General features: G+C 63.5%; 19 protein-coding genes. 3 read left to right on the top strand and 16 right to left on the bottom strand.

Annotated elements, in window-relative coordinates; all coding sequences use genetic code 11:
• The first annotated feature begins 57 nt into the window (after positions 1-57).
• Complete coding sequence (locus tag VFO25_05170; GenBank protein ID HET9342281.1) at positions 58-1,023, top strand: hypothetical protein; 966 nt, start codon at positions 58-60, stop codon at positions 1,021-1,023.
• A 125-nt stretch (positions 1,024-1,148) separates the two neighbouring features.
• A complete protein-coding gene (locus VFO25_05165) occupies positions 1,149-1,634 on the top strand; it encodes a ferritin-like domain-containing protein (protein ID HET9342280.1) in 486 nt (161 codons plus the stop codon).
• A 62-nt stretch (positions 1,635-1,696) separates the two neighbouring features.
• Here the strand turns inward: VFO25_05165 and VFO25_05160 are convergent, their stop codons facing one another.
• Positions 1,697-2,290 carry a hypothetical protein gene (locus VFO25_05160; protein ID HET9342279.1) on the bottom strand — a complete coding sequence of 198 codons (594 nt, stop codon included), beginning with the start codon at positions 2,288-2,290 and terminating at the stop codon, positions 1,697-1,699.
• 326 nt (positions 2,291-2,616) lie between these two features.
• Between VFO25_05160 and VFO25_05155 the strand changes: the two genes are divergently transcribed.
• Complete coding sequence (locus VFO25_05155) at positions 2,617-3,165, top strand: alpha-ketoglutarate-dependent dioxygenase AlkB (GenBank protein ID HET9342278.1); 549 nt, start codon at positions 2,617-2,619, stop codon at positions 3,163-3,165.
• Positions 3,166-3,340: 175 nt separating this feature from the next.
• Here VFO25_05155 and VFO25_05150 read toward each other — a convergent pair whose 3' ends face one another.
• The 15 genes from VFO25_05150 to VFO25_05080 form a co-directional block, all read right to left on the bottom strand.
• Positions 3,341-4,645: a hypothetical protein gene (locus VFO25_05150; GenBank protein ID HET9342277.1), complete on the bottom strand. Its 1,305-nt coding sequence runs from the start codon at positions 4,643-4,645 to the stop codon at positions 3,341-3,343.
• Between the two features lie 3 nt (positions 4,646-4,648).
• Complete coding sequence (locus VFO25_05145; GenBank protein HET9342276.1) at positions 4,649-5,389, bottom strand: prepilin-type N-terminal cleavage/methylation domain-containing protein; 741 nt, start codon at positions 5,387-5,389, stop codon at positions 4,649-4,651.
• Entirely contained in the window at positions 5,376-5,780 is a 405-nt protein-coding gene (locus VFO25_05140; protein ID HET9342275.1) for a hypothetical protein, read from the bottom strand. Before VFO25_05140 ends, VFO25_05145 begins: the two co-directional genes overlap by 14 nt.
• A 697-nt stretch (positions 5,781-6,477) precedes the next feature.
• Entirely contained in the window at positions 6,478-8,625 is a 2,148-nt protein-coding gene (locus VFO25_05135) for an alpha/beta fold hydrolase (GenBank protein ID HET9342274.1), read from the bottom strand.
• Positions 8,622-9,188, bottom strand: a complete 567-nt coding sequence (locus tag VFO25_05130; protein ID HET9342273.1) for a helix-turn-helix domain-containing protein — start codon at positions 9,186-9,188, stop codon at positions 8,622-8,624. Before VFO25_05130 ends, VFO25_05135 begins: the two co-directional genes overlap by 4 nt.
• A gap of 104 nt (positions 9,189-9,292) precedes the next feature.
• On the bottom strand, positions 9,293-10,021 hold the full coding sequence (locus tag VFO25_05125) for a DUF2182 domain-containing protein (GenBank protein HET9342272.1): 729 nt from the start codon (positions 10,019-10,021) through the stop codon (positions 9,293-9,295).
• Positions 10,022-10,300: 279 nt separating this feature from the next.
• Positions 10,301-10,945, bottom strand: a complete 645-nt coding sequence (locus VFO25_05120) for a DUF1326 domain-containing protein (GenBank protein HET9342271.1) — start codon at positions 10,943-10,945, stop codon at positions 10,301-10,303.
• Positions 10,946-11,074: 129 nt separating this feature from the next.
• Entirely contained in the window at positions 11,075-11,866 is a 792-nt protein-coding gene (locus VFO25_05115) for an enoyl-CoA hydratase (GenBank protein HET9342270.1), read from the bottom strand.
• A gap of 10 nt (positions 11,867-11,876) precedes the next feature.
• A complete protein-coding gene (locus VFO25_05110; GenBank protein ID HET9342269.1) occupies positions 11,877-12,761 on the bottom strand; it encodes a carotenoid biosynthesis protein in 885 nt (294 codons plus the stop codon).
• Entirely contained in the window at positions 12,751-16,413 is a 3,663-nt protein-coding gene (locus VFO25_05105; protein ID HET9342268.1) for an AAA family ATPase, read from the bottom strand. The genes VFO25_05110 and VFO25_05105 overlap by 11 nt, the downstream gene beginning before the upstream one ends.
• A 301-nt stretch (positions 16,414-16,714) precedes the next feature.
• Positions 16,715-18,052 (bottom strand): alkaline phosphatase family protein, encoded by a 1,338-nt coding sequence (locus VFO25_05100; GenBank protein ID HET9342267.1) that lies wholly within the window; start codon positions 18,050-18,052, stop codon positions 16,715-16,717.
• Positions 18,053-18,187: 135 nt separating this feature from the next.
• A complete protein-coding gene (locus tag VFO25_05095; protein ID HET9342266.1) occupies positions 18,188-19,225 on the bottom strand; it encodes a hypothetical protein in 1,038 nt (345 codons plus the stop codon).
• A gap of 670 nt (positions 19,226-19,895) precedes the next feature.
• Positions 19,896-21,008: a hypothetical protein gene (locus tag VFO25_05090; protein ID HET9342265.1), complete on the bottom strand. Its 1,113-nt coding sequence runs from the start codon at positions 21,006-21,008 to the stop codon at positions 19,896-19,898.
• 241 nt (positions 21,009-21,249) lie between these two features.
• Positions 21,250-21,774, bottom strand: a complete 525-nt coding sequence (locus VFO25_05085) for a hypothetical protein (protein ID HET9342264.1) — start codon at positions 21,772-21,774, stop codon at positions 21,250-21,252.
• 63 nt (positions 21,775-21,837) lie between these two features.
• The gene (locus tag VFO25_05080) at positions 21,838-22,263 is read right to left on the bottom strand and encodes a DUF5069 domain-containing protein (GenBank protein HET9342263.1); all 426 of its coding nucleotides are present in this window, start codon (positions 22,261-22,263) and stop codon (positions 21,838-21,840) included.
• Positions 22,264-22,537: the final 274 nt, after the last annotated feature.

The following is a 22,537-nucleotide window of genomic DNA, read 5'->3' as shown; positions in this document are numbered from 1 at the left end:
CGCGCTAGCCTGGACCTGACAGGGTAGATGTCACGATAAGGACGGTTGGAGATGTCTATGAACTCCTTGCGCCTGGGGTTGACGGCTGTCGCGTTCGCCGCTGTCGTCGCCGGCTGCGGCTCGGCCGGCACATCATCGGCCATCGCTACGCCTTCGCGCAGCGGAAATGCGTTCGTGCAGCAGAACAGCGGCACGCACAATGTCGTCTATCTCTCGAGTTTCGATGGGGCGCCCGGTATCGGGCAGGTCTTCGTCTATCCGGCGGCTCTCGGAGCACATCCGTCGCAGCCGCAGCGGATCATCAATCACGGAACGGTGCGACCGTTCGGCATGTGGGTCGACTCGGTCGGCACGCTCTACGTCGCGAACATCCCGCAAGGCGCGCCGACGACAGGCATCACGGAATTCCATCCGGGCGAAGGCTTCCCGTTCAAAGTCCTCAACGACGGGCTTTGGTATCCGACCGAGGTCGCGGTCGGCAAGGACGGTACGGTCTACGTCAACGAGCGGCTCGCGAACAACTGCACCGGCGACTGCGTCGCGATCTACGCGCCGGGTAGCGATTCGATATCGAAGACGGTACCGCTGAACTTCAACGGCTATGCGTTGGAGTCGGATCAGATGGCCTTTGATCGCCGCGGCAACTTGCTTGTCGGCGCCTCGACGTTCAAGGACGGCTACCACATCTTCAAGCTCAACGTCACGACGCTCAAGGTGACGGAGCTGAAGGTGAACCTGAGCGGTCTCGGCGGTCCTGGATTGGCCGTTGACGGTGCAGGCAACATGTACGTCTCTACATATAACAGCGATGTCATCGCGGTGTTTGCGCCGGGTTCTGAAAACCCGACGCGCATGATCAACGGTGGCGCGGAGGACCTGACGGTCATGCCCGACGGCACGCTCTACGCCATGACCGGCGGTGGGGTCGACGAGTACAAGCCGGGCAGTTCGTCGCCCGACAACGTGATCAACGAGCCCGCCGGCAACCTCGGCTTCGGTGTCGCCGTCGGTCCCGCCCGGTAACCCAAGAGGCTTGTAGCGGTCGAGCTTTGGCTCGACCGCCGCGGCCATTTCTAGAGGGCGTTTTGCGTCGCTCCGCCCAAGGGTACGCTCCTTCGAAACCACCCCCTATACAGGAGCAGCCTACCATGCCATCTTCGAACGGCCAAACAACCATCTCGCGAGCCGGGCTCGCTGAGCTGTTGAACGAAGACCTTTCGCGCGAATACCAAGCGATAATCGGCTACGTCGTCTACTCGCAGGTGCTCAAAGGTGCCGCGTACATGAGCATCGCCGCGCAGCTCGAAGAGCACGCGAAGCAAGAGCTCGAACACGCGCTCATCATCTCGCGTCAGATCGACTATCTTGGTGCGATGCCGACGGTCACGCCGAAGCCCGTTCGCACGTCCGAATCCGCCGAGCAGATGCTCCGCTTCGATCTTGAGAACGAGAACGAGACGATCCGCAACTATCGTGAGCGCGTCCGGCAATGCGAGGAGCTCGGCGAGTTCGCGATGGCCGAGCAGATCCGCGCGATCCTCGTCAACGAGCAAGACCATCAGATCGATCTAGCGACGGCGCTCGGCGAAGACGCACCCGATCTGACTCGGCCCACGAAGAAAGCGAAGCGCTAGGCAACGCCGTGGCGGTCGACCGTAAAAGGTCGACCGCTCCATTTGACGCGCGCCGATTTTGATCAGGATTCGAGGGGTTGGGGCTCTTTGCTGTCCTCTTCGCGCCACTCATCGAGGATCGGTATTCGGGGCGCGCCTTTCGGGAAGTCGCCGTGCGGATGGTCCGACAGCCATTTACGCGCACGGATCGCGAGATACTCGAAGTTGTGGAATTGCGCTTCGCCTCGCCGGCGCCGGACGATGGCGATCGCGGGCGTTAGGATCTCCCAGTACTGGACCGCAAGGCGGCCGAACAGCTCCATGAACGTCGTCTCGTCGACGAGCTGGTTCTTCAGCAGCGTACCCATCTCGTTGAACCAGTTGAGGACGTCCATCTCCGGATGGATCCGCGAATCGATGAAGCCGATGCGCTCGAGTTCCCCTCGATACCCGCGATCGTGCATGCGTTGGCTGAACTCGAATTGCACGAAACGGAATGATTTCTGGAGCTCTTCCGTGTGGAATTCGTGTTCGAGGGACATCAACGCACCGAGCTGGTTGCTGACCCGCATGTGCCGAAGTTGGATCATCGCGGCAACGCTCGTAGCCGTGAGCACCAAAAGGGTGCTCACGGTGGCGATGACGTTGACGACTTCAAGGGTAGACGCACCGCTCATCGGAGGCCCGGTTTCGGCACCCCGACGGCCCGTGCCTGGGACGCCGGCCACTTATGGACCGGCGCTCCCATTCAATATCTCTGTCTAGAGATTCGCGTGGCCCGTCACGACGAGTAAGATGATCACGAGCAGCACGATGACGAGAGCATCCATGTTCTTCCAACTCCTTGCGCCGCAGCTGCGCGGCGCATCCCGATATCATTCTCTGTCGAATCGCTCGCCTGAGTCAGCGACGGGGGTCACACTCGCAGCGGGCGAACACTCGCATGCTTATGCAACTATATTTTTCCCAACCCCCTGAGACCCAAACGCTCGTCGATGACGAATTGGGACGCATCATATATCGTCGTAATCTGTTCGATCAAACGACGATTGCTGCGTGGTTCGAGCAGTTGCGCGCTGGCGTCGAATGGCGCTCTGAAGAGCGTCCGATGTACGATCGCATCGTCGCCGTGCCTCGACTCGTCGCGTCGTTCAAGCTCGATGATGCGCTGCCGGAACCGATCGCCCGAATGGTGCCCGACGTCGAAGCGTTCTGCAAGGTGCGCTTCACGTCGGCCGGGCTCAACCTATATCGAAACGGCGACGACAGCGTCGCACCGCATGGCGATCGGCTCGAACCCACGCCGGAAAAGCCACCTGTCGCGCTCGTCAGTCTCGGCGCCGTGCGGCGCATGACGATCCGCAGCCGATTCAAACCGCGACGCATCCTCGACCTCGACCTCGAACCCGGCAGCCTCCTCGTGATGAGCTTCGAGAGCCACTTCAACTACGATCACGGCATCCCGAAGACGAAGGACAATGTGGGGCCGCGCATCAGCGTCGCCTTTCGCAAGGGCCGCGTCGAACGCGAGCGCCCGCTCCCGCCCAGGTAGATGCGGATGTAACGGTCGAGCTTCAGCTCGACCGCCGCGGTCTTTCGACTTGTTAGGTCGTCTGCGGTCGACCGTAAAGGTCGACCGCTCCAGTCACCTCGAGCGGCCACGGAAAAAGAAAACCGCGCCGGGTTGCCGGCGCGGTGAGGAGCGCTTGCGAGATGGGTCTTCGCGATCAATATTCGCCGTAGCCGGTGATGTTGTAGCCTGGGATGTTGATGTGCGCTTGCGCCGCGCATGTATCCGCGGTCATGTCGCCCGCGCCGCCGATCTGCGCGCTAGCCGCGACGATCGCGGCTTGTAGCGACGCATTGCCGACGTTGGTGGCCGGACCGCTCGGCGCGAAGATGACGCCTTGCGAGGCCAGGTTGCCTTTGCCGGTGCCCTCGCCATGCAGCGCGACGCCGCTGGTCGACAGGTCGATCAACTGCGCCTTCGCCCGGCAACTACAGTCGGTGTTGCAGTTGGAGCTGAGGTTGTAGTTGGAGTCGGCCTGGTTGCCGGTCTCGGTCACAGCGCCGGTGACGACGAGGATACCGCCGCCGTTCGTGATCGAGATGTCCTTCAGGTCGATGCCCTGATCGATGAAGAACGTCTGGCCCGGTCCGATGTTGATGCTGCTCGGCAGCGTCGCGGTCGAGTTGTAGAAGTGGCCTTGGGTGGTCGCGTCGTTCTTCCACGTGTTCTCGTCTTGGACCAGGTTGTTGCTCGACGGAAACGCGATGGCGGAGGCTCCTGACTGCGCGACGCACCAAGAACAGCCGCTAGGCAGAGTAGCGGTCGCGGTGCCGACCGACTGGACGATGCCGTCGATCACGCCCTTGCCGCCGTTGAAGCTGCCGTCCGTGAATGCTTTGACGTTGTGCGTTGACGGCGCCGAGCCGCCGCAGCCCGTGTTCGAAAGGCACGGATCCGAAGCGATGTTGCCGTTGCCGTTCGTGCCCGCGTTGCCCTTCGTCAACAGCGTGTAGCCGTTGAGCGTGAGGTCATTCGAGAGCGCGACCACTTCGGCGTTCATCTGATGGTTCAAATAATGGCCACGGACCGTGACGAATGCCCCGAGCCCCGGCACGGCCACGCAGCCGGTGCCTGGGTTGGACGTCGACGAGCACGTCTGGCCTGTGTTCGTCAGCGGATCTTGCACGGCGACCGGGGCCGAACTCGTGTTGATGTTGATCTGATAGTCGTAGGTCGAGTTCGTGTCGGTCTGCGACGGGAACGTATTGCCGTTGACCCAACCCGTCGTCGATGCCGTGATCGTGCCGTTGCCGAGCTGCGTCATGACGTCGGCGATGCCCGATTCCGCGGTGTTGTACGCGCGCTGGCGGGCGTCTGCGCTGACCGTGTTCTGCGAATTCATCACCGAGGTCATCGTCAGCGCTGCGCCGAGCACCAACAGCAACCCGATGACGAAAAGCACCATCACGATCGCGAAGCCGCGATCGTGCCGGTTGCGTCGAACTTCTCGCATGGTATGCACTCCTTAGTTGTTCCTCACGAAGACTTGGGTCTGGTAACTTGTCTGGCTGACCTTGCCTTGTTGGTCGGTCGCGTATTGCGCGAGTTCGAGGTCGACCTCAGGACGCGCGGGGCCGTTTGGGCAGGCGCCGCCGCAGGTTATCGTCTGGTTCGCGATCTGGAAACTCGTGATGTTGCGCGCGAGCAGTCGGCCGTTGGTCGAAATCGAGCCGACAAGCGTCGCGAGCTCGCCCGGCTGCGTCAGCTCGATCGATTGCGCGGCCGTCGACGAGGACCCGATAGGCCAGGTCTCCCGGTAGAGATCGCACGGGTGCGTCGAATCGCAAGACCCGCCCGATTCAGAGACGAGCGCGTATACGACGTACGATGCGAAGTCGGAAAGGCCGGTCCCCGAGTCGTAGACCGTCTGGCCGTAGTTGTCGTTTGTGTTCGCGAACAATTCGGGCACTTCGACCGCGAGTTCCGTGACTTCCGCCGCCGAGCCGAGGGTCGGTTGCGGTGTCGCGGCGGCCGAGCCGACGGTGATGCCGTTCGTCGTGCCGACGCGGATGTCGGCTTCCAATTGGTAGAGCGCCGTCGTCGCCGCGGATAGCGTATCGGCTTTCGAGCTGCTCGCTGACGAGACGCTGAGCACCGGTAAGAACATGCCGTAAAGCATCGTGAAGAACATGGCCGCCATCACCGAGCTGACCATGACCTCGACGAGCGTGAAGCCGCGTTTTGCGGCAAGCTTAGTTGATGACATATTCCTCGTACGTCCTCGACTGGCTGCCGCGCTGTTCTGACGACCAGCTGACGGTGAAATCGATGCGATGTTCGGGCGTCGTGCCGACTGCGACGTTCGAGTATGTGTAGATGCAGTTGAACTGCATCTGCGACTGGGTGACGCCGCGGAACTGGAGCGGTTGGACGCCGCCTGGCGTGCAGCTGAACGACGTGCCCGAGGCGGGGAATCCCGACGGAACGCCGGTCTCGGTTTGGTAGTACTCACGGATGTAGTCGAGATATGCTTGAGCGATCGCTTGCGCTTGGATCGAGTCGCTGCTCTCTTGAATCGACGTGATGCCTTGCGGGAAAACGCCGAGAAGCGTCAAGACCGCGGTCAGTGCGAGGACGAACGCGACCATGATCTCCATGAGCGAAAAGCCGCGCGAACGCGACCCACTCCGCTTTATCCTCAATTCGTTTTTGTCGAACACCACAACTCCGCAGCACCCGGTTCTTTGAGCCTTGTGTATGGGCGCCTCATATATCTATTCGACTATGAGGCCCCTACAAACCGTGACAGCGAGGAAGAAGTGATTTGCGGCACGAGGCGACATTGGTCGACTTTTCGTGACGTCCGTCATCATGCCGTGGGGGCGTGTGACCCAAAACGAGGGGGCCGGTCAGGCCCTCAGCCTGTCATATGAGAAAAGGTGTGATGACACAAGGGCTCGCGACGATGGATTTGTAGCGGTCGAGCTTTAGCTCGGCCGGAGACGAGCTCGCATCAATTTGGCGTGTAGCGGTCGAGCTTTAGCTCGACCGGAGACGAGCTTGCATCGACTTGGCAGGGAGCGGTCGAGCTTTAGCTCGACCGGAGACGAGCTTGCATCAATTTAGCAGGGAGCGGTCGAGCTTTAGCTCGACCGGAGACGAGCTCGCATCGACTTGGCAGGGAGCGGTCGAGCTTTAGCTCGACCGGAGACGAGCTTGCATCAATTTAGCAGGCTGCGGTCGAGCTTTAGCTCGACCGGAGACGAGCGAGCACTCGTGAGGCCGCGGCGGTCGAGATGAATCTCGACCGCTCCCCATCCTAATAACGGTCGAGAGCTTACGTCGAAGTATTCGCTAGAGCAATTGCGCGATGGAGGCGGCCGCTCGGGCGGCGCCATCGGTTTCGACCGGTCGGTAATCGATCTTCCGCTTCAGTTCGGCGGCGATCGCTTCGGCGATGACGTCGGGCGTCGCGGTCTCGTAGTCCATGCAGCGACCCGCGCCGTAGCGATCGAGCCGATGTCGGACGTGGAACCATTGCTCGAAGTGGTGGCGCAGCGGAAAGTACAAGAACGGACGCCGGTTCGCGGCAAGCTCCATGCCCGTCGTCAACCCGCCCTGCACGACCGCGATGTCGCACACCGCCAAATGGCGATACAGGTTGTGGACGTACGGCCGGATCTCAAGGCCGTCGGCGGCCCCCAATGACGCCGGATCGATGCGCGGCCCGGCTACCGCGATCATCCGCAGCGACGGCACGAGACGCTTCGCGGCCGAAAACGACGCGATGACCTTGCGCAGCAGCGACCCGCCGACGCCCGAACCGCCGACCGTTACGATGCAGACCGTCTCGTCCGGCTTGTAGCCGAGCTCGGCTCGCAGCGCGGCCCGGTCGCCCAATGACGACGGATCAAACCCCGTCACGTAACCCGAGAATTCGTAGTGCTTCTCGCTCCACTCGCGGATCTGCGGCAACCCCGGCCCGAATGTTTGGGGCACGATATCGTCCGGGCTGCCGACGAAGATCGAACGGTCGCGCAGCCGCGGATAGCGCGCTATGTGCTCGATCATTTCCGCGTTGTAGTCGGCGGTGAGGAAACGCTCGTGCTCGCCGCCGTCCGGCATCGGTATCCAGCCGACGAAGTCCGTCATCCAGACGTACGCCGCGCGCTTCTCCTCCGGGTTTTCGTGGAGGTAGTAGTCGAGCTCCCACGACTCGTCGCCGATCCAGACGTCGTACGGCGCATCTCGGACGATGTCGTGGAAAACCATGAAGTTGTTGACGAGGATCTCGTCCATCCGGCGCATCGCCTGGAAGGCGTGCAGGTCGTGCTCGCCCGACTCGACCTCGATGTGTTTGCTTTCGCTCGACAGGAACCGGCTCGCCGGGTGGATCCGCTCGCCTTCCGCCTCCAAGACACGCGTCACCGGATCTTGCGCGAGCCAATCGATCTCGAGATCAGGATGGAGCTTGCGCAGCTCGCGAGCGATCGCGAGGTCGCGTTGCGCGTGCCCGAGCCCGATCGGCGACGAGATGTATAAAGCGCGTCGTCCCCGCGAGCGACCGGTTCGCCAACGCGAACCGCTGCCGCCGTTCGCGATCGACGGCGCCGTCGACGACGATCCGAACACGCGGTCTCCGAACCCGCGCAGCATGAGGTTCATCTTCACCGGCTGACGCGCCCACAGCGCGTGGCCGCCGTTCTCGACGATGACGAGCTCTGCGCCTATCCTTTTTGCCACTTCGACACCGCGCGTCGGCGAGACGAGCTGGTCCTGCTCGCCGTGGATGACGAGCACCGGGCAATCGATCTTCTTATATATCTCGTCGAGCTCCGGATCGCCGGGCTTCAGGGTCGCGAGATATTCCGGTGCATCGACGGTCGCGATGAGCGTTTTTGGATCGGTCTCGAGCCCCCACCCGACACAATCTTCGATCTGCTTCGTCGAATGAGGCTCCCACAGCCCTTCCGCGAAGAAGAACTGCAGGAAGTCGCGGTAGTTCGAAAGCCAATAATAGCGGTTCTCTTTCGCCCAGCCTTCGTGCTCGTCCAACACTTCGTCGAAGCTCGTCGCTTCGCGCTTGGGCATCGACTCCCCGTACGGCGACACCGGCGCGATGAAGACGAGCCCGTCGACGCGGTGCGGATGTTCGCCGGCGAGCAGTCCGGCGGTCCAGGCTTCCGTGCAGATGCCGACGAGAACCGCGCTCTTCGTATCGGTCGCATCCATGACGGCGATCGCGTCGGCGACGCGCTTCCAATCGGTATACTGGGCCGGATCTTGCGGCCGGTCCGATGCTCCGTTACCGGGCGCGTCGTACGTGACGACGCGGAAATGACGCGCGAGATAGGGGATCTGTCCCTTCCACGTCCGCGAGTGGTTGATCGCCCAGGGCGGCATGAGCACGATCGTGTGCGGGCCGTCGCCGAAGACCTCGTACGAGATCCGGACACCCTCTCGATAGGCATCGCCCGTGCGGTCCGGCAGCCGCGCTTTCATCGCTTGCGTCTCCTCTGCTTCTCTTGCCTTACGAGCCAGCCGTCGATGAGATCGAGCAGCGCGCGATGGCCGTGACTGATCCCCGACAGGACCTCGAGATGCATCCCCTGGTTGAACGTGCTCACGAGCGCGACGATCGCCTCGAGCGGATACTGCTTGCGATCGATGCCGTATTCGTCGTACGCCTTCTCGAATGCGTCGGTGACGACGCGCCACCACGCGAGGTTGACTTGCGCGACGCGCTTGCGGATGCTCGGATCGTTCCACCCGAGCGCCTGAAGCTCGAACCACACCTTCGCGTAGCCACTCGCCGCATCGTCTTCGAGAAAGCCCATCGCCGCCCGCCACTTGTCGATGAACGGGCCGGGCGCCGCGTACATCGCGCGCTGACGCTCGATGAGCCTGTCGGTGAAGCGCTCGAGCATCTGCAGCAGCAGCTCCTGCATCGATCCGAAGTAGTAGTGGACGAGGCCGTGGTTGACGCCCGCTTCTTCTGCGAGCTTGCGGGTCGTGATGTTCGCGTAGCCGATGCTCACGAGCAGCCTTTCGGCCGCGTCGAGCAGCGCCTGTTCCGCCTCTTCGCGCGCCTGCGTGACGCCGATGCGCGCGCGTTGCGATGCTTTGATCGTCGTAATCCTCCTCCGCTGCGACTACGCGCAGCGGGCCGTCATATCCCTGGTACCGCGCCCGGCACGAACAACGCAATCGCTGCGAGTACGGCGAGCGCGAAGCCGACGGGCGCGACGATCCGGTCGCCGCCGCGCACGCCCTTCTCCACGAGCATGATCGCGCCGAGCACGCCCATCCACGCGAGATGGGCGACGCCGGCCGCGAACATGACGAGCATGAGCGCCCAACAGCAGCCGACGCAGAACGCCGCGTGACCGAGGCCGATCCGCAATCCGTTGACCGTGCCCCGCTTGTAGTGCCGCATCAGGTACGCACCCGGATGACGGCACGCTTTCAGGCATGCATCTTTGAGCGGTGTGAATTGGTAGATCGCTGCGAACGCGAGCGTGCCCGCTGGGATCACCTGCGCGTGCGCTCCGAGCCACGGCCATGCGTCGACGAGCCTGTGGAGCTGCATGTCGCCGGCGAACGCGACGAGCGCGAACACCGACCAGACACCGAAATAGCCGAGGAGCAGCGCCGCAAGCGCGCGGCCGAAACCGGGTGCCCCCGCGGCCGCGGCAGCGTACATCTTCATGAAGCCGAGCGACGAGGGCAGCATCATCGCCGCGGTCATGACTTGCCAGGCGATCACGAGGATGAGGGCAGCGAGCCAGAACGGGCGGCCGCTCTCGTAGAGCGCGTGATGATGGACTTGCGTTGCAGCACCGCTCATCTCGGCCCATATCGCGACCATCCATGCCGCCGCGACAACGCCGCCGAGCATCGGCACGACCGACGATCGCCTTTTCGACGCCGCGTTCTTGTAGCGGTCGAGCTTTAGCTCGACCGAAGACGAGCTTTCGGACTGGCTAGGCCGTGGCGGTCGAGATAAATCTCGACCGCTCCCTTTTCCATCGAATTGGAAGGACCGTGGCGGTCGAGATAAATCTCGACCGCTCCCTTTTCCATCGAATTGGGGGGGCCGTGGCGGTCGAGATAAATCTCGACCGCCCCCTTCTTCTTTCGTGTTTGGGCCTATCGCGTTTGGGGCGATCACGATCCGTCAGCCTTCGAACCGGAAGTCGCCCTGAATGGCGTTGCAGTCCTTGAACGACCACACCATGCCGTGCTCGGGGATGTTGACGACGTGCTCGGACGCCTTCGACACGTAGGCGGGCGCGCCGGCGATCGTGCTAAAGGCGCTGTCGCGCAGCGTCGTGACTGCGCCGTACGCGCTCTTGTAGGGGGCCATCGTCGCGCGCACCTTGTCGCCGACCGAGATCGTCCCCTCGCCGCCCTTGAGCGCGTGCTCGATCGGTAGCGTGTGGGTCGCGATGTCCTCGCCGATGAGGCCGTTGAGGTCTGCGAGCGGTCCGCCGAGCCGGCCGTGCCAGGCGTCAAGGATCGCGTTGCGCTGCGCTTCGGTCGCGGCCGCGTCGACGTACGTCACCCGCCGCCAGCTCTTGGGCACCAGCACGTTGCCGGGGATCTTGACGACCTGGACGTACGTCAATCCCGAAACGTCGATGCCATTGATCTCGCCTTTGTCGATGTGATAGGCGTTGAACGCGTCGCACGAGCCGTGATCGGGGTCTTCCCCGATCCAGCAGCGGCACAGCGTCCGGCAGGAACAGGCTTCGAGCAGCGTGCCTTCGAGCACGTAGGTCTTGGATCTGGTCGAGGGTTGGGCTTGCGTCTGAGTCGCCATCGGGGTGTGCCTCCTTAGCCACCGGGTTGGGCGCGCGTATTAGTCATTTGACTAATACAACAAACTAACCCTCCCTGTCAAGAGTCTGGCCGATGAATTTCGGGAAAAGCCTAGCCGGGGGACAGAGTTCTAGGGCTGCTGCCGGGTCTGGCGCCAGTCCGGCTTCCGCTTTTCGAGGAACGCCGTGATGCCCTCATGCGCGTCGGCGAGTGCGGCGTTGAACGCCATCACCTCGGCCGTATACGCGTACGCTTCGTGCTGCGGCAAATCGATCTGCTTGTAGAACGCCTGCTTCCCCAGGCCGATGACGGTCGGGCTGAGGGCTGCGATCTTCTCGGCGAGCTCGCGGGTAGCCGCCTCCAGCTGACCTGCGGGCACGACGCGGTTGACGAGACCGGCTTCCTTCGCCTCGCTCGCCGGCATCGGATCGCCGGTCAGAAGCATCTCCATCGTGCGCTTGCGGCCGATCGCGCGACTGACCGCGACCATCGGCGTCGAGCAGAACAGCCCGATCTTCACCCCGGGCGTCGCGAACCAGGCGGTGTCGACGGCGACGGCGAGATCGCACGTCGCGACGAGCTGGCAGCCGGCGGCCGTCGCCGGGCCCTGAACCGACGCGATCACCGGTTGCGGTATCGTCTGGATCGCCTCCATCATCTCGACGCAGACGTCGAAGATGCGCCGATACGCTTCCGGATCGCGATCTACCATTTCGCTCAGGTCGTGGCCGGCGGAGAACACGCTGCCCCGCGCACCTAAGATGACGACCTTCACTTCCGGCAGATCGCCGATATGACGAAGGCCGGCGAGCAGCTCTTCCATCGTCTCGAGCGACAGCGCGTTGCGCTTCTCGGGCCGGTTGAGCGTGAGACGCGCCAGCGGCCCGTCAAGCTCGACCAAGACGTTCGTCGTCTGTTTCACAGTCGGCCCCTCAGCCACGTGCGGGCTCCTTCAATCGCAGCGCCGCGAGCAGCGAGAACGCGAATACGGTGAAGATCGCGCAGAGCGCCGCCGTTTCGTAGATGTCGTGCTTGAGCCACGCGTGTCCGGCTGCATCGACGTACGTCGTCTCGGCCGACGGAAGCGCATTCAGCAACACGTACCGCACGCCGAGCAGCGCGTACATCGCAACCGCTGTGATCCAAAACGAAGCGGGCGTCGCGCCCTGCAGACCGCGAAACCGCGCCGCCACGACAGCCGAGAAGATCGTGAAGAACACGAACACCGTCAAGAGCCACCCGAGATAGTTCGAGAGCGGCACGCCGAAAAAGCCGCCTCCCTGCTCCCATATCCACCACTTGTTGATGGTCGAGGCAGTGGGGTCGAGCATGAAATCCCAGCTCGTCATCAAGACGGCGGCGACGAGCGGCACGGCCCAGCGCGCAAAACCATCCAACGCAGTGCCCGCGCGCCCGAGCAGAGCCAGCGCGACCGTCCACGCGAGATAGCCGGCGCCGAAGTACGCGCCGCCGATCGTCACGGGCACGAGGAAGAGCTTCACGCCCAACACATCGGTGTAATGATAATGCCCGAACGGGAATCCCGTCACGATGCTCACGTTCTCGGCGACGTTGCTGACGACCAGACACACGACGATCAACCAGAACATCGTCCTCCCGCCGTAGACCGCGATGCCGTGGACGAGCGCGAACGCGACGAGCAGCACCGTGTTGATGATGCCGACGAGACCGCCAGGAATGAGGCTCGTCCAGACGCTCGTGACGATGGTGAAGGCGGCCATGAGCCACACGATGACCCACGACCAGCGCTGCGTCGACGCTGATGGCGAACCCGGGCCGCCGGCATCAACGCCCATCGTCGACCGCTTTCACCGGAACGCGCACGGCACGACCCCTGCCGCCGTTCTTCAGGCCATCAACAGAGGCATCGAGCGCCGGCCAGCGCTTTCGCGCGTACGCTGCCCCGATCTCGCGGTGCGTTTCGAGATCCAAGAAGCACGAGCGCTCGGTCGCTGAAGCGATCAGCGCCGCCTGCTTCTCGACCGCCTCGTGCGCCTTCTCGAGCATCGCCTTCGCGCGCTCGCGATCGCCGATGCCGCGGAACACCTGCGCGGCCATCCAAAGCGCGAATTGCGGCATGAAGACGACGGTCGACATCGAGTCGAGCGCGGGCAGCATCTCGTCGGCGAGCGGCTTGGCCGCGTCGAGGTCGCCGGCAAGCATGTACACGTACGCGAGGTTGACGATGTCGTCGATATTGTCGGCCGGCGTGCCGCGCGCGCGCCGGATCGCGACGCACGCCGACATGTGCTCGATCGCGCCTGCGAGATCGCCGAGGTCTCGCTCGGCCTGCCCGAGGTTCGCAAGGGCCGACGCCTCGTAGTGCGCGTGCTGCATCGAGCGAGCGATGTCGAGCGCGGCGAGCGATGTCTCTCTCGCGGCGGCCGGATTTTTCCGCATGAGCTGGACGAACCCGAGGTTGATCGCGCACGCCGCTTGACCGCGGACGTTCCCCAGCGACGTGAAGAGCGCGTGCGCTTTGCGCATCGACTCTTCCGCCTCGTCGAGCAGCCCGAGGTGGACGCTCACGAGACCGCTGTTGACGGCGACCGCGGCCAGCCCCTGACGCCTCCCGATCGAAGCGTACAGCGCGGCCGCCTCTTCGTAACGCCTCCGCGCTTGCTCGAACTGCGACATCCGGTTGAGCGCCGATGCCTCGTGCATGACGACGTCCGCCTCGGCGTCGCGATCGCCGATGCGTTTGAAGAGATCGCGCGCCTCGGCCGCGAGTTCGAGACACGCCTCATAGTGCTGGCTCGCGATCGCCGCGTGCGTCGCCGACGTGAGCGCTCGGACGAGCAGATAGCGGTCGCCCGTCACCGCGACGATCTTGCGCAGCTCGCCGAGCATCGTCATCGTCGTCTCGAATCCGCCGGTGCTCGCTTCGATTTCGAAACGCCGGCACTGCGCATCCCATTGGCCGGCGGCGTCGCCGAGCTCTTGATACATGCCCAGCGCTTCAGTCGCGGCGCTCATCCCGAGGTCGTGGTCGCCGACGAGCGCCGCGTACGCGGCCTTCGTGACGAGCGATTCCGCGCGGACCCGCTTGTCGCCTGAGGCCGCCGCAAGCGCCGCGAATTCTTCGACGAGCGCGCCTTCGCGCTCCGGCTCGCCGACCGCACGCGCGTAGAAGATCGAGCGCCGCAGCACGTCGCAGACGAAGACCGGATCGCCCGATTCCGCCGCCAATCGTTCGAGCGCGTCGAGATCCTCGCGCTGCGCTTGCCGCAAGCCGCTTCGCGAACGGATCGTCTCGCGCAGGCCGAGCGCCTCGCGGCGAAGCGTGCCGGCGCTGTCGAGCCTCACGCAGCGATCGAGATGGATGAGCGCTTCATCGTACGCGTAGACGTCGAACGCGCGACGAGCGGCGGTGAGATACGCCGTCGCCGCAGCCTCCGGCTCGAGCCCGAGCTCGCGGTGCCGCGCGATCTCGGCGGCCAACTCGCCGATACGCTCGGGAAACGTCTCTTCCAACGCGCGCGCGACGCGCCGGTGGCGCGTCGAGCGGGCATCGTCGGCGATCTGCCCGTAGATCGTGTCCTGCACGAGGTGGTGCGTGAACGCATACGCGTAGCCGCTGCGTCGCCCGGATTCTTTGACGATGCGCCGGTCGATGAGCTGGCTCAAGCCGTCGAGGACGTCGTTCTCGGACCAGCCGCTGACGTCGCTGACGAGATCGACGTCGAAGCCCTGCCCGATGACCGCGGCGATCTCCGCGACCGCACGCGCACGATCGTCGAGGCGCGAAACGCGCTGCGCGATCGCCTGGCGCGTCGTCACCGGGAGCGCGGCGCCGGCACCAGCACCGGCGCCGCCCGCGCCACCGCCGTGCTCGCGCATGCCTTGTATGAGCTCGTTCAAGAACAGCGGATTGCCGGCACATCGTTCGCGCAATGCGCCGGCCTCGCTCTCGGGTGCGATCGCCGCTCCGCTCGAAGCTCCGATCCGGCCGAGCAGATCGGCGACGTGATCGCGGCCGAGCGGCGTCGGCGCAAGCGTGAACAGGATGTTCTCCTCCTGCAGCTCGCGACGCATCCGGCGCAGCGGGTGCACGCGCGGCGCGTCCTCCTCGCGATACGTCGCGATGACGAGGACGGGCTGCTGCGCGAGCCGGCGCACGATGAACTGCAACGCCGCGATCGTCGCTTCGCCCGCCCAGTGCAGGTCTTCGAGGATCACGACGAGCGGCCGCTGTTTTGCGAGCGCTTCGAAGCACACGGCGAACGCTTCGAACAGCCGCATGCGCTCGTGCGCCGGTTCGACGTCGGGCGGCGTCGGCAGGTCGGACTTGCGGACGCGGAGTTCCGGAACGGCTTGCGTCGCGACGCCGAGCCAGATCGGCGCGATATCTAAAGCGACGAGCAGCGACGCCGCGCCGCGCAACGCATCGGCGATCGCTTGGAACGGCTTGCCTTCCGGATACGTCGTCGTCCCCATGAGCACTCGGCCGCCCTGCGCCTGCGCTTGGAGCGCGAACTCGCCTGCGAGACGCGACTTGCCGATGCCCGCCTCGCCGCCGATGAGCACGATTCGGCCGCGCCCGCGCGCTGCGCGGCTCCACGACATCCGAAGCCGTTCCATCTCGTCGTCACGACCGACGAACGGCAAGAGCGGCGACGATGACGCGCCTCGCGATCCTTCATCGTCGTCGACGCGCGACATGCCTGATAGCGAAGCAGGCGCGCCCGTAGGCAGGAGCACCGACGGCAGCGGTTCGTTGTGCATGATGAGATCGCGCAGCGCGACCGTGTCCTGCATCGGCTCGACGCCCATCTCGTCGCGCAGCCGCCGGTCGAATTGCTGATACGCCGCGATAGCGCCGGCGCGGTCGCCGGATTCGTAGCGCACCGCCATGAGATGGCGGACCGCATCTTCTCGCCACGGATCGCTGTTGAGGATGCGTTGCGCGTAGCCGGCCGCGCGCTGGAGATCGCGCCGTCCGCGGCACTCGACGACGAGCTCGGCGAGGATCGAATGATAAAGGTTGCGCAGCCGGTCGCGATCGGCGAATAGCCACTCGTCGTACGATCCCTCGAGCAGATCGCCGCCGTACAGCTCGACCGCCGCAGCCCGATCGCGCTCGCTGCTCGCCAGACGTTCGAAATCGTCGACGTCGGTCGACGCGCCCGATTCCGGATTCCATTGGATCGAATCGCCGTCGGAGACGACCCACGGCGATGACGCGCGTGGCGGCGGTGGGAGGGCACGCTGGAGGTGGTAGATGTGGCGGCGCAGGTTCGCGCGCGCGTCTTCCTCGGTCTCGTCCTCCCAGATGGTGAAGGCGATCTTCTCGCGAGGCACCGGTGCGACGCGGCGCAGCACGAGCAAGGCGAGCAGCGGCAGCGCCTTCGGCGGCGCGGTGAAACGGTACGGTGCGCCGGCCGCCTCGAAGCGCGGCTGCCCCAGCAGATAGATGCGCAAGGGTGCGGCAGCCGGAGAAGTGCCCACGGTCGGCGATTCGCTCCGCGCGAGGGGCGCTCTTGTCGGCCCTAGCTCGGCCGGCGAGGCGTCGACGGTTCCGCGTCTTCCGCGGTCATCCGAGCGCGGATGAAGTCCATAAGGTCCCCGAGCGACGAGAAATAGAGACGGCGGTCGTGTCCTAGATGATCGACCGCGCCGCGCCAGCCGCCGGGACCTCCCAACCCCTCCTCATGCCAGACCTTGACGACAAATCGGTGTTCGCTTCGCGCCATGGCCACATGATACGGCCCGGGGCGTCCGCTATGCGTCCAAACCCCGGGCCGGCCCCCTAGTTCGTCAGGTCGTTGATGATATCGCCCAGTCCGGGCTGCGTCTCGCGGACGTCCGGTCTCGAATCCGGCCGGCCGTCGGTCGTCGGGTCGAGCCGTTGGCCCCCCAAGAACCGATCCTCGATGAGCTTCAAGTACGAGTCGCTCGTCAAGAGCTGGTGGTCGATGAAGCCGTGCCTCACCATCGGCCCGATGATGATGAGCGGCGTGCGGAAGCCGTAGCCGCCCTGGTCGATCTGTACTGGGATGACGTGGTCGTAGAAGCCGCCCCATTCATCCCACGTGAGCAGCACGATCGTCGACGACGCGTCGGGGCCCTTGTCGAGCGCACGCAGCATGTCGGTCACGAACGTCTGCCCGCCTTGGATCGACTCGGCGGGATGATCGCTGTCCGCGAAGCCGGGCGTCACCCACGCGACGGAAGGCAGCAGTCCGGCCTTCGCATCGAGCGGGAAGTTGCCGCCCGGCACGATGTTCCCGAGCTCGCCGTCTTGGTTGACGTCGTCGAAATCGGGGAGCGGGTTCCAATCGGTCGCGGGCGCCCCGGTACCGGTCTTGACCCCCACCGCTTCCGGCTCTTCGCCGTCATTCTGGCGATTGAACGGTCCGAGCTGGCCGTTGCCGGCCAATTTGAAAGCGTAGAACTTCCAGCTGACGTTGTTCTTGTGCAGCAGCCACGTGATGTCGGTCCATGCCAAGTCGTCGGCGCCGAGTGTGACGTTGCCCGAGTACGCGCAGCTCATCGGATCGGACGATACGCATTTCGCCGACCACGCCGACACGAGATAGAGGTGCGCGATCGCGCTCCACGTGTTCGAGGCGGCGAAATGATTGTCGGCCAGCGTGTTCGCCGCCGCAAGGTTGCAGTAGACCGGGATCTCGGCGCACGTGTGGTAGCCCATGACGTCGTCGGGCGACGGGTCCTCGAAACCGCCGAAGCCGCTCTCAGCCGACTCGATGAAGCCGTCGAGCTTGCCGCCGTCGATGTCCTTGTACATGTCGTTCGTGCTGTGCGGCCCGCCGTAGTTGATGAGATTCGAATTGTGCCACGGCAAGATGCACTGGCCGGTTTTCGGGTCGGGATTGCAGTTCGGGTTCGGCGGGATGCCGTTGACGCCAGGATACGTGCCGAAATAGCTGTCGAACGAGCGATTTTCGAGCTCGATGATGACGATATGCTGGATGCGAGAAAGCGGGTTGCCTGTCGGCGAGGGCGACGGCGATGGATGCGGACCACCCAACACCGATTGGCTTCCACCGCCGCCGCCGCCGCAAGCGGCGAGTGTGATCGCGAGTGCGACTGCGCAGATGAATGATAACCCGGTTGAACTTCGCATGACGGCTCCGAATCCGTTATGAAGGTATGAGTGCACTAGATTGCCGTGTTCGCGTTCGTTCGTCCTGGTGAAAAGAGTGAGGCGGACGCCGGAGCGCCCGCCTCACCCATTCCGGCTGTTCTAACTAAGCCGAGTTTAGTTGGTCTGACCAGGGCTCATGGCAACGCCTTCGACGTCGTCGCCGGAGACAAAGCCAGTGTAGATCTTCGGATTGGTGCCGCCGCCCGTGCAGAACGCATACGTCTGGCTGATGAGTTCGCTGTTGACGAAGTCACCGCTGATGATGCGCGTGTTCGGATGGTTGAGCGTGCTGAAGATCGCGTCGCCACCGTTCGTCGAGAGCTGGGCGTTGCAGAAGCTTCCATTGTATACTTCCCACTCGCCGAGTCCGTCGTCGGTCAGGACGAGGTTCTCATTCTTGTCGTACACTACGCCGGCAAGACCGGTCGTGTTGACAAGCCTGCTCCCCGAGCCCTTCGCGTGCGTGAACGTGTCGACGCCCACACCGCCCGCGCCCTCGAACGAGACCGCGAGGTTGTTGCGCGACGGGAGCTCGTCAACGGAAACGCCGCCGACAAAGCCGCTAACCGCGTCGGGAACCGAGATGAAACGCGTCGGGCTGTTGTGGCCCGCCGGATAGACAGCGACTTCGGCGGCGGTGATGTCGCCGACGTAGACGGTGCCGTTGTTGCCGACCGTGCACGTCGACGGCTGGTTGCCGTCACCGGCTGCGAGTGTTCTGAAGGCCGTCGTGCTGCCGTGCGCATACACGCTGACCGTCTGAGCTCCGCCATCCGGGATGTACACGTTGCCGAGGTTGTCTTGGCACAGACCGTTGACATACGACTCGAAGATCTGGCCGACAACGGTGTTATGGTTCTGGACATACATGTTGCAGAAGCCGCTGAAGAACTGGCAGCCGATGACGTACGTCGTGTTCGCATTCGGCTTGACCGATTGCCAGTTGTGGCCAGTGACCTGGTTGCTCTGCGGGAAAGCTCTGAGATAACGCGACGGGAGAACGGACGCCGGGTGATTTCTCACGATCGCCTGTCCGCCCATCGTCGGCGACTGCGCGACTGATCCGAGCGACGATCCGTTGCCGGAACAGCCGGCGAAGACCGCGACCGCCGCGGCGACGCCGAGCGCATACCCAATGCGGGTAACTCGCATGTTTGTTTTTCCTCCTCAAGCAGCGGGAAACTGCAATGCCCACAGGGGCATGCAACTTCATCCGATATTCGCCTGCGCTTTTCTCCGGCCCGTTGTCACGCGTCGCCGCGTACGACATGACGAAGATCTGCTCAAACGAAGGTGGCGTCATTTCACACCGTTCCTTTGCGTGTCCTTCGGACCAATCGCCTCAATTTTTTGAAAATTTTTCGGCGCGACACGTTTGAAAATTTTCAGTCGATTCGGCATCATATGAGAACGGGACCGATGTTCTAGAGAGGTTTTTTTTGGTGTCGAGCGATGGCCGTAAATTGCTTCGATCGCATGACGTTCTAGATGCGTGCAGAGCACGTATCGCGCAGACGTCGCCAGGCAAGCAAGGGCTATACGTTGCTCGTGGGACCTAGGTCATGGGGCTAACTCGCGACCTCGCCATAGGGCTCGAAAGCAAGGGAACGGTCGAGTTTTAGCTCGCCACAAAGGAAATGGGGAGCGGTCGAGATTTATCTCGTCATAAGGGAAATGGGGAGCGGTCGAGCTTTATCTCGTCATAAAGGAAATGGGGAGCGGTCGAGCTTTATCTCGACCGCCGCGGCCTCGCCTTTGACAAAAATGTAGCGGTCGAGCTTTAGCTCGACCGCCACGGTCTAGGCTGAGGCTACGATCCTCGTCAGTGGCAAGCGCCTTGGGCCATCGTGAACTTGCCCTCGAACGAGAACTTGCCGCCGGTGCCTTTCGACGGCGTCCGGAAGAACCAATCGAAGAACGCCAGCTCTTGCGGATGGTACGTGAACCCGTTCTTCGTGACGAGGAACGCCGTGCCGGTCAACGGATCGCCGACTTCGAGATTGTTCTGGCAACCGCTGACCTGTCCGACGTGACCCCACGCGGGCGTCGCGTTATTGACGAACGGATCGTTCGCCCATTCGCCGATCTCGTGCGTGTACGCGTGGATGTCTTGGAGACCGCCACTGAAGATGCCGGCGTCAGTGTAAGCGCCGTATGCGTACGTCTGCGTGCCGTTGCCCGTGCCGAACGCATTGTGGTAACCGATGATGCAGCAGCCGCCGGACGTCAGGACGATGTTGTACGCCATGATGACCGGGAGCTGGTTCGGCTGCGCGAACTTCGTGACTTCGGTCCGGACGATCGAATCCCACGCGAAGAACGGGATCTCACCGAGGTCGTGACCCGAACCCGAGCAAGCGCCCGTCACCGCGGTCGAACCGGAGGGCGCGGTGATGTTGACGACTTTGACCGCGGCCGAAGGCGCGAGCAGCATGTGATAGCCCGTGCCGCCGACGAGCGACCAGAACTCGGCGCGCTGGAAGGCGTCGATGATCTGCGTGGTGCCGACGTTGATGCCGTTCGAGACGAGACTCGCGTTCGTGAAGAGCGGCGACCTGAAGAAGCGCGCCTTAACGGATTTCGTGTCGTTGCATCCCGGCAGGCGAGGATCGAGAACTGCGCCGTTCGAGAAATGGACGACGAGAGCGACCGGTACGTACTGGATGGTCGTCGATGCGGGTGCCAACGTCGGATCGGTTCCCGCGATTTGGAATGTATACGTGTGGCCGTCGAGCGGCGATGTGACCGTGTTCTGGAAGAACGGTATCGTGATTCCCGCTTGCCGCTGCGCGTTGAGCGTAGCGTAATTGACGTGGTCGGGAATCCCGGTGACGTACACCGGCGTACCATAATAGCGCTGAGCAGCCGTCGCGGATTGCGAACACAGCGCCAGTGCCACGATGGCCAAACCTAGGATGCGCGAGAATAGCCTCACTCCAGTCTCCTCCCGTCGGCACGCGAAAAAATCGGCGCCGTCTTCAGTTTTCCGAGAATATGGTTGTTTAGCGGCGCCCTTCGGTTACCTCCGACGGCCCGATTTTGGAGACGTTAGACCTACGACTAGAAGACGGCCGCTTTCATTCATATAGTGGATTGGACCACGCTTTCGTGATAGATACAGGGAGCGGTCGAGATTCATCTGGACCGCCGCGGCCTTATCACATCGAACTTCGCGGCTATTCCGGCGGCGTGCGCTGCCAGGCGGTATGGTCGGCGAACTCGGCCGAGTCGACCTCGCATCGCACGCTTCGGGCGCCCGACCCGAAATGGTTGGCTATGTTCCAAGCGGGAGAGCTAGGATATTCAGGTTGGGTGAGCATCTCGTCGGTGAGCGGCGACCGCTTGGGCGAGATCAAGACGTTCGACCCGAAATGTCCGTCGATGCTCACGAGCTGCACGTTGACGACCTTGCCCGAACCGTCGACGACGAGCACGTCGAACCGGACGGTCGTCGCTTCTTCATCGCGCAGGTCGCGGAACGAGATCCCGACGCGAAGGTTGGGATTGTCCTGGCTCTCCGGCTCTGCTTGGCACATCTCGACCGCGATCGGCGGCAGCGACTCCGCCGGCGCCGGCGCGACGCTCGGCATCGGTACAGGCGTGGGAGCGGCCGCTACGAGCGCGACTGCAGCAATCACGATCGGCACCATTATCGGCACTATGTAGTAGGCCGAGCGAAGCTCGGCCGGTTTCTTATGCACGGTTGAATCTTCTTTGGATCGTTATTCGAGACCTCGACCACCTCGCCTCGCCGCGGCCTCAAGTCAGGCGATGCGGTCCTCGGCAACGTCGAGCAAATCGACCCATCCTGTCACGCGTGATTGCACATGAGCGGGAAGCTTCGCGCGCCGTTCTTGGAAGCGCGCCCGGTCCGCGTCATCATCGCCGTCGTTGGTGAAGACGCGCGCGAAGACCGCTGCTTCATCGGGCGTGAACTTGCGTGCGTTGGCCTTTATCCAACTCTCGACCGCGGCATCGTCGGCAGAGGCGCGCACGCCTTCGCGGAACGCATCAGGCTTGACCGCCAAGAAGTCGAAAAGCGCCATGTCGAACGAACTTTTTTCGCCGAAGACGTACTCGCCGAGCGTGCCGTCGATCGACGCGCGCGCTTTGTCGATCGTCCGCGGCAACATCGGCAGCCCCATGAGCGTCGCGCGCGGGCTGCGGGGATAGGATTTCGTCAGGTCCATATTTATTTCGCTTTCTCGGGAATGGGAGATGCTCGGCGGTTCAATCCGACACGCCCGCGCTTCCTACTATCGTGGAGGAGCGTATCGCCGAGCTTCGCTCGGCCTGCTACATCGATCGCCTGGACGGGCCGCGGCGGTCGACCGTAAAGTGTACTCCCCACACACCTGAGGTACGAAGAGAGCCCTTCCGGAACGGTGTTGTTGTGAACACACACCACCCGGAGGGCTCCTCATGCATTATACCACTCGTTGGGATGCTGCTGCGATTCGCGCC

The organism is Candidatus Eremiobacteraceae bacterium, assembly GCA_035710745.1.
Taxonomy (GTDB): Bacteria; Vulcanimicrobiota; Vulcanimicrobiia; order Eremiobacterales; family Eremiobacteraceae; genus JANWLL01.
This window is presented reverse-complemented; position numbering and strand designations above follow the sequence as displayed.

Excerpts from the sequence above, each read along its gene's own strand:
- VFO25_05170 (HET9342281.1), top strand. The coding sequence starts at position 58 with ATGAACTCCTTGCGCCTGGGGTTGACGGCTGTCGCGTTCGCCGCTGTC.
- VFO25_05165 (HET9342280.1), top strand. The coding sequence starts at position 1,149 with ATGCCATCTTCGAACGGCCAAACAACCATCTCGCGAGCCGGGCTCGCT.
- VFO25_05160 (HET9342279.1), bottom strand. The coding sequence starts at position 2,290 with ATGAGCGGTGCGTCTACCCTTGAAGTCGTCAACGTCATCGCCACCGTG.
- VFO25_05145 (HET9342276.1), bottom strand. The coding sequence starts at position 5,389 with ATGTCATCAACTAAGCTTGCCGCAAAACGCGGCTTCACGCTCGTCGAG.
- VFO25_05140 (HET9342275.1), bottom strand. The coding sequence starts at position 5,780 with ATGGAGATCATGGTCGCGTTCGTCCTCGCACTGACCGCGGTCTTGACG.
- VFO25_05135 (HET9342274.1), bottom strand. The coding sequence starts at position 8,625 with ATGAAAGCGCGGCTGCCGGACCGCACGGGCGATGCCTATCGAGAGGGT.
- VFO25_05125 (HET9342272.1), bottom strand. The coding sequence starts at position 10,021 with ATGCTCGGCGGCGTTGTCGCGGCGGCATGGATGGTCGCGATATGGGCC.
- VFO25_05120 (HET9342271.1), bottom strand. The coding sequence starts at position 10,945 with ATGGCGACTCAGACGCAAGCCCAACCCTCGACCAGATCCAAGACCTAC.
- VFO25_05110 (HET9342269.1), bottom strand. The coding sequence starts at position 12,761 with ATGGGCGTTGATGCCGGCGGCCCGGGTTCGCCATCAGCGTCGACGCAG.
- VFO25_05100 (HET9342267.1), bottom strand. The coding sequence starts at position 18,052 with ATGCGAAGTTCAACCGGGTTATCATTCATCTGCGCAGTCGCACTCGCG.
- VFO25_05095 (HET9342266.1), bottom strand. The coding sequence starts at position 19,225 with ATGCGAGTTACCCGCATTGGGTATGCGCTCGGCGTCGCCGCGGCGGTC.
- VFO25_05080 (HET9342263.1), bottom strand. The coding sequence starts at position 22,263 with ATGGACCTGACGAAATCCTATCCCCGCAGCCCGCGCGCGACGCTCATG.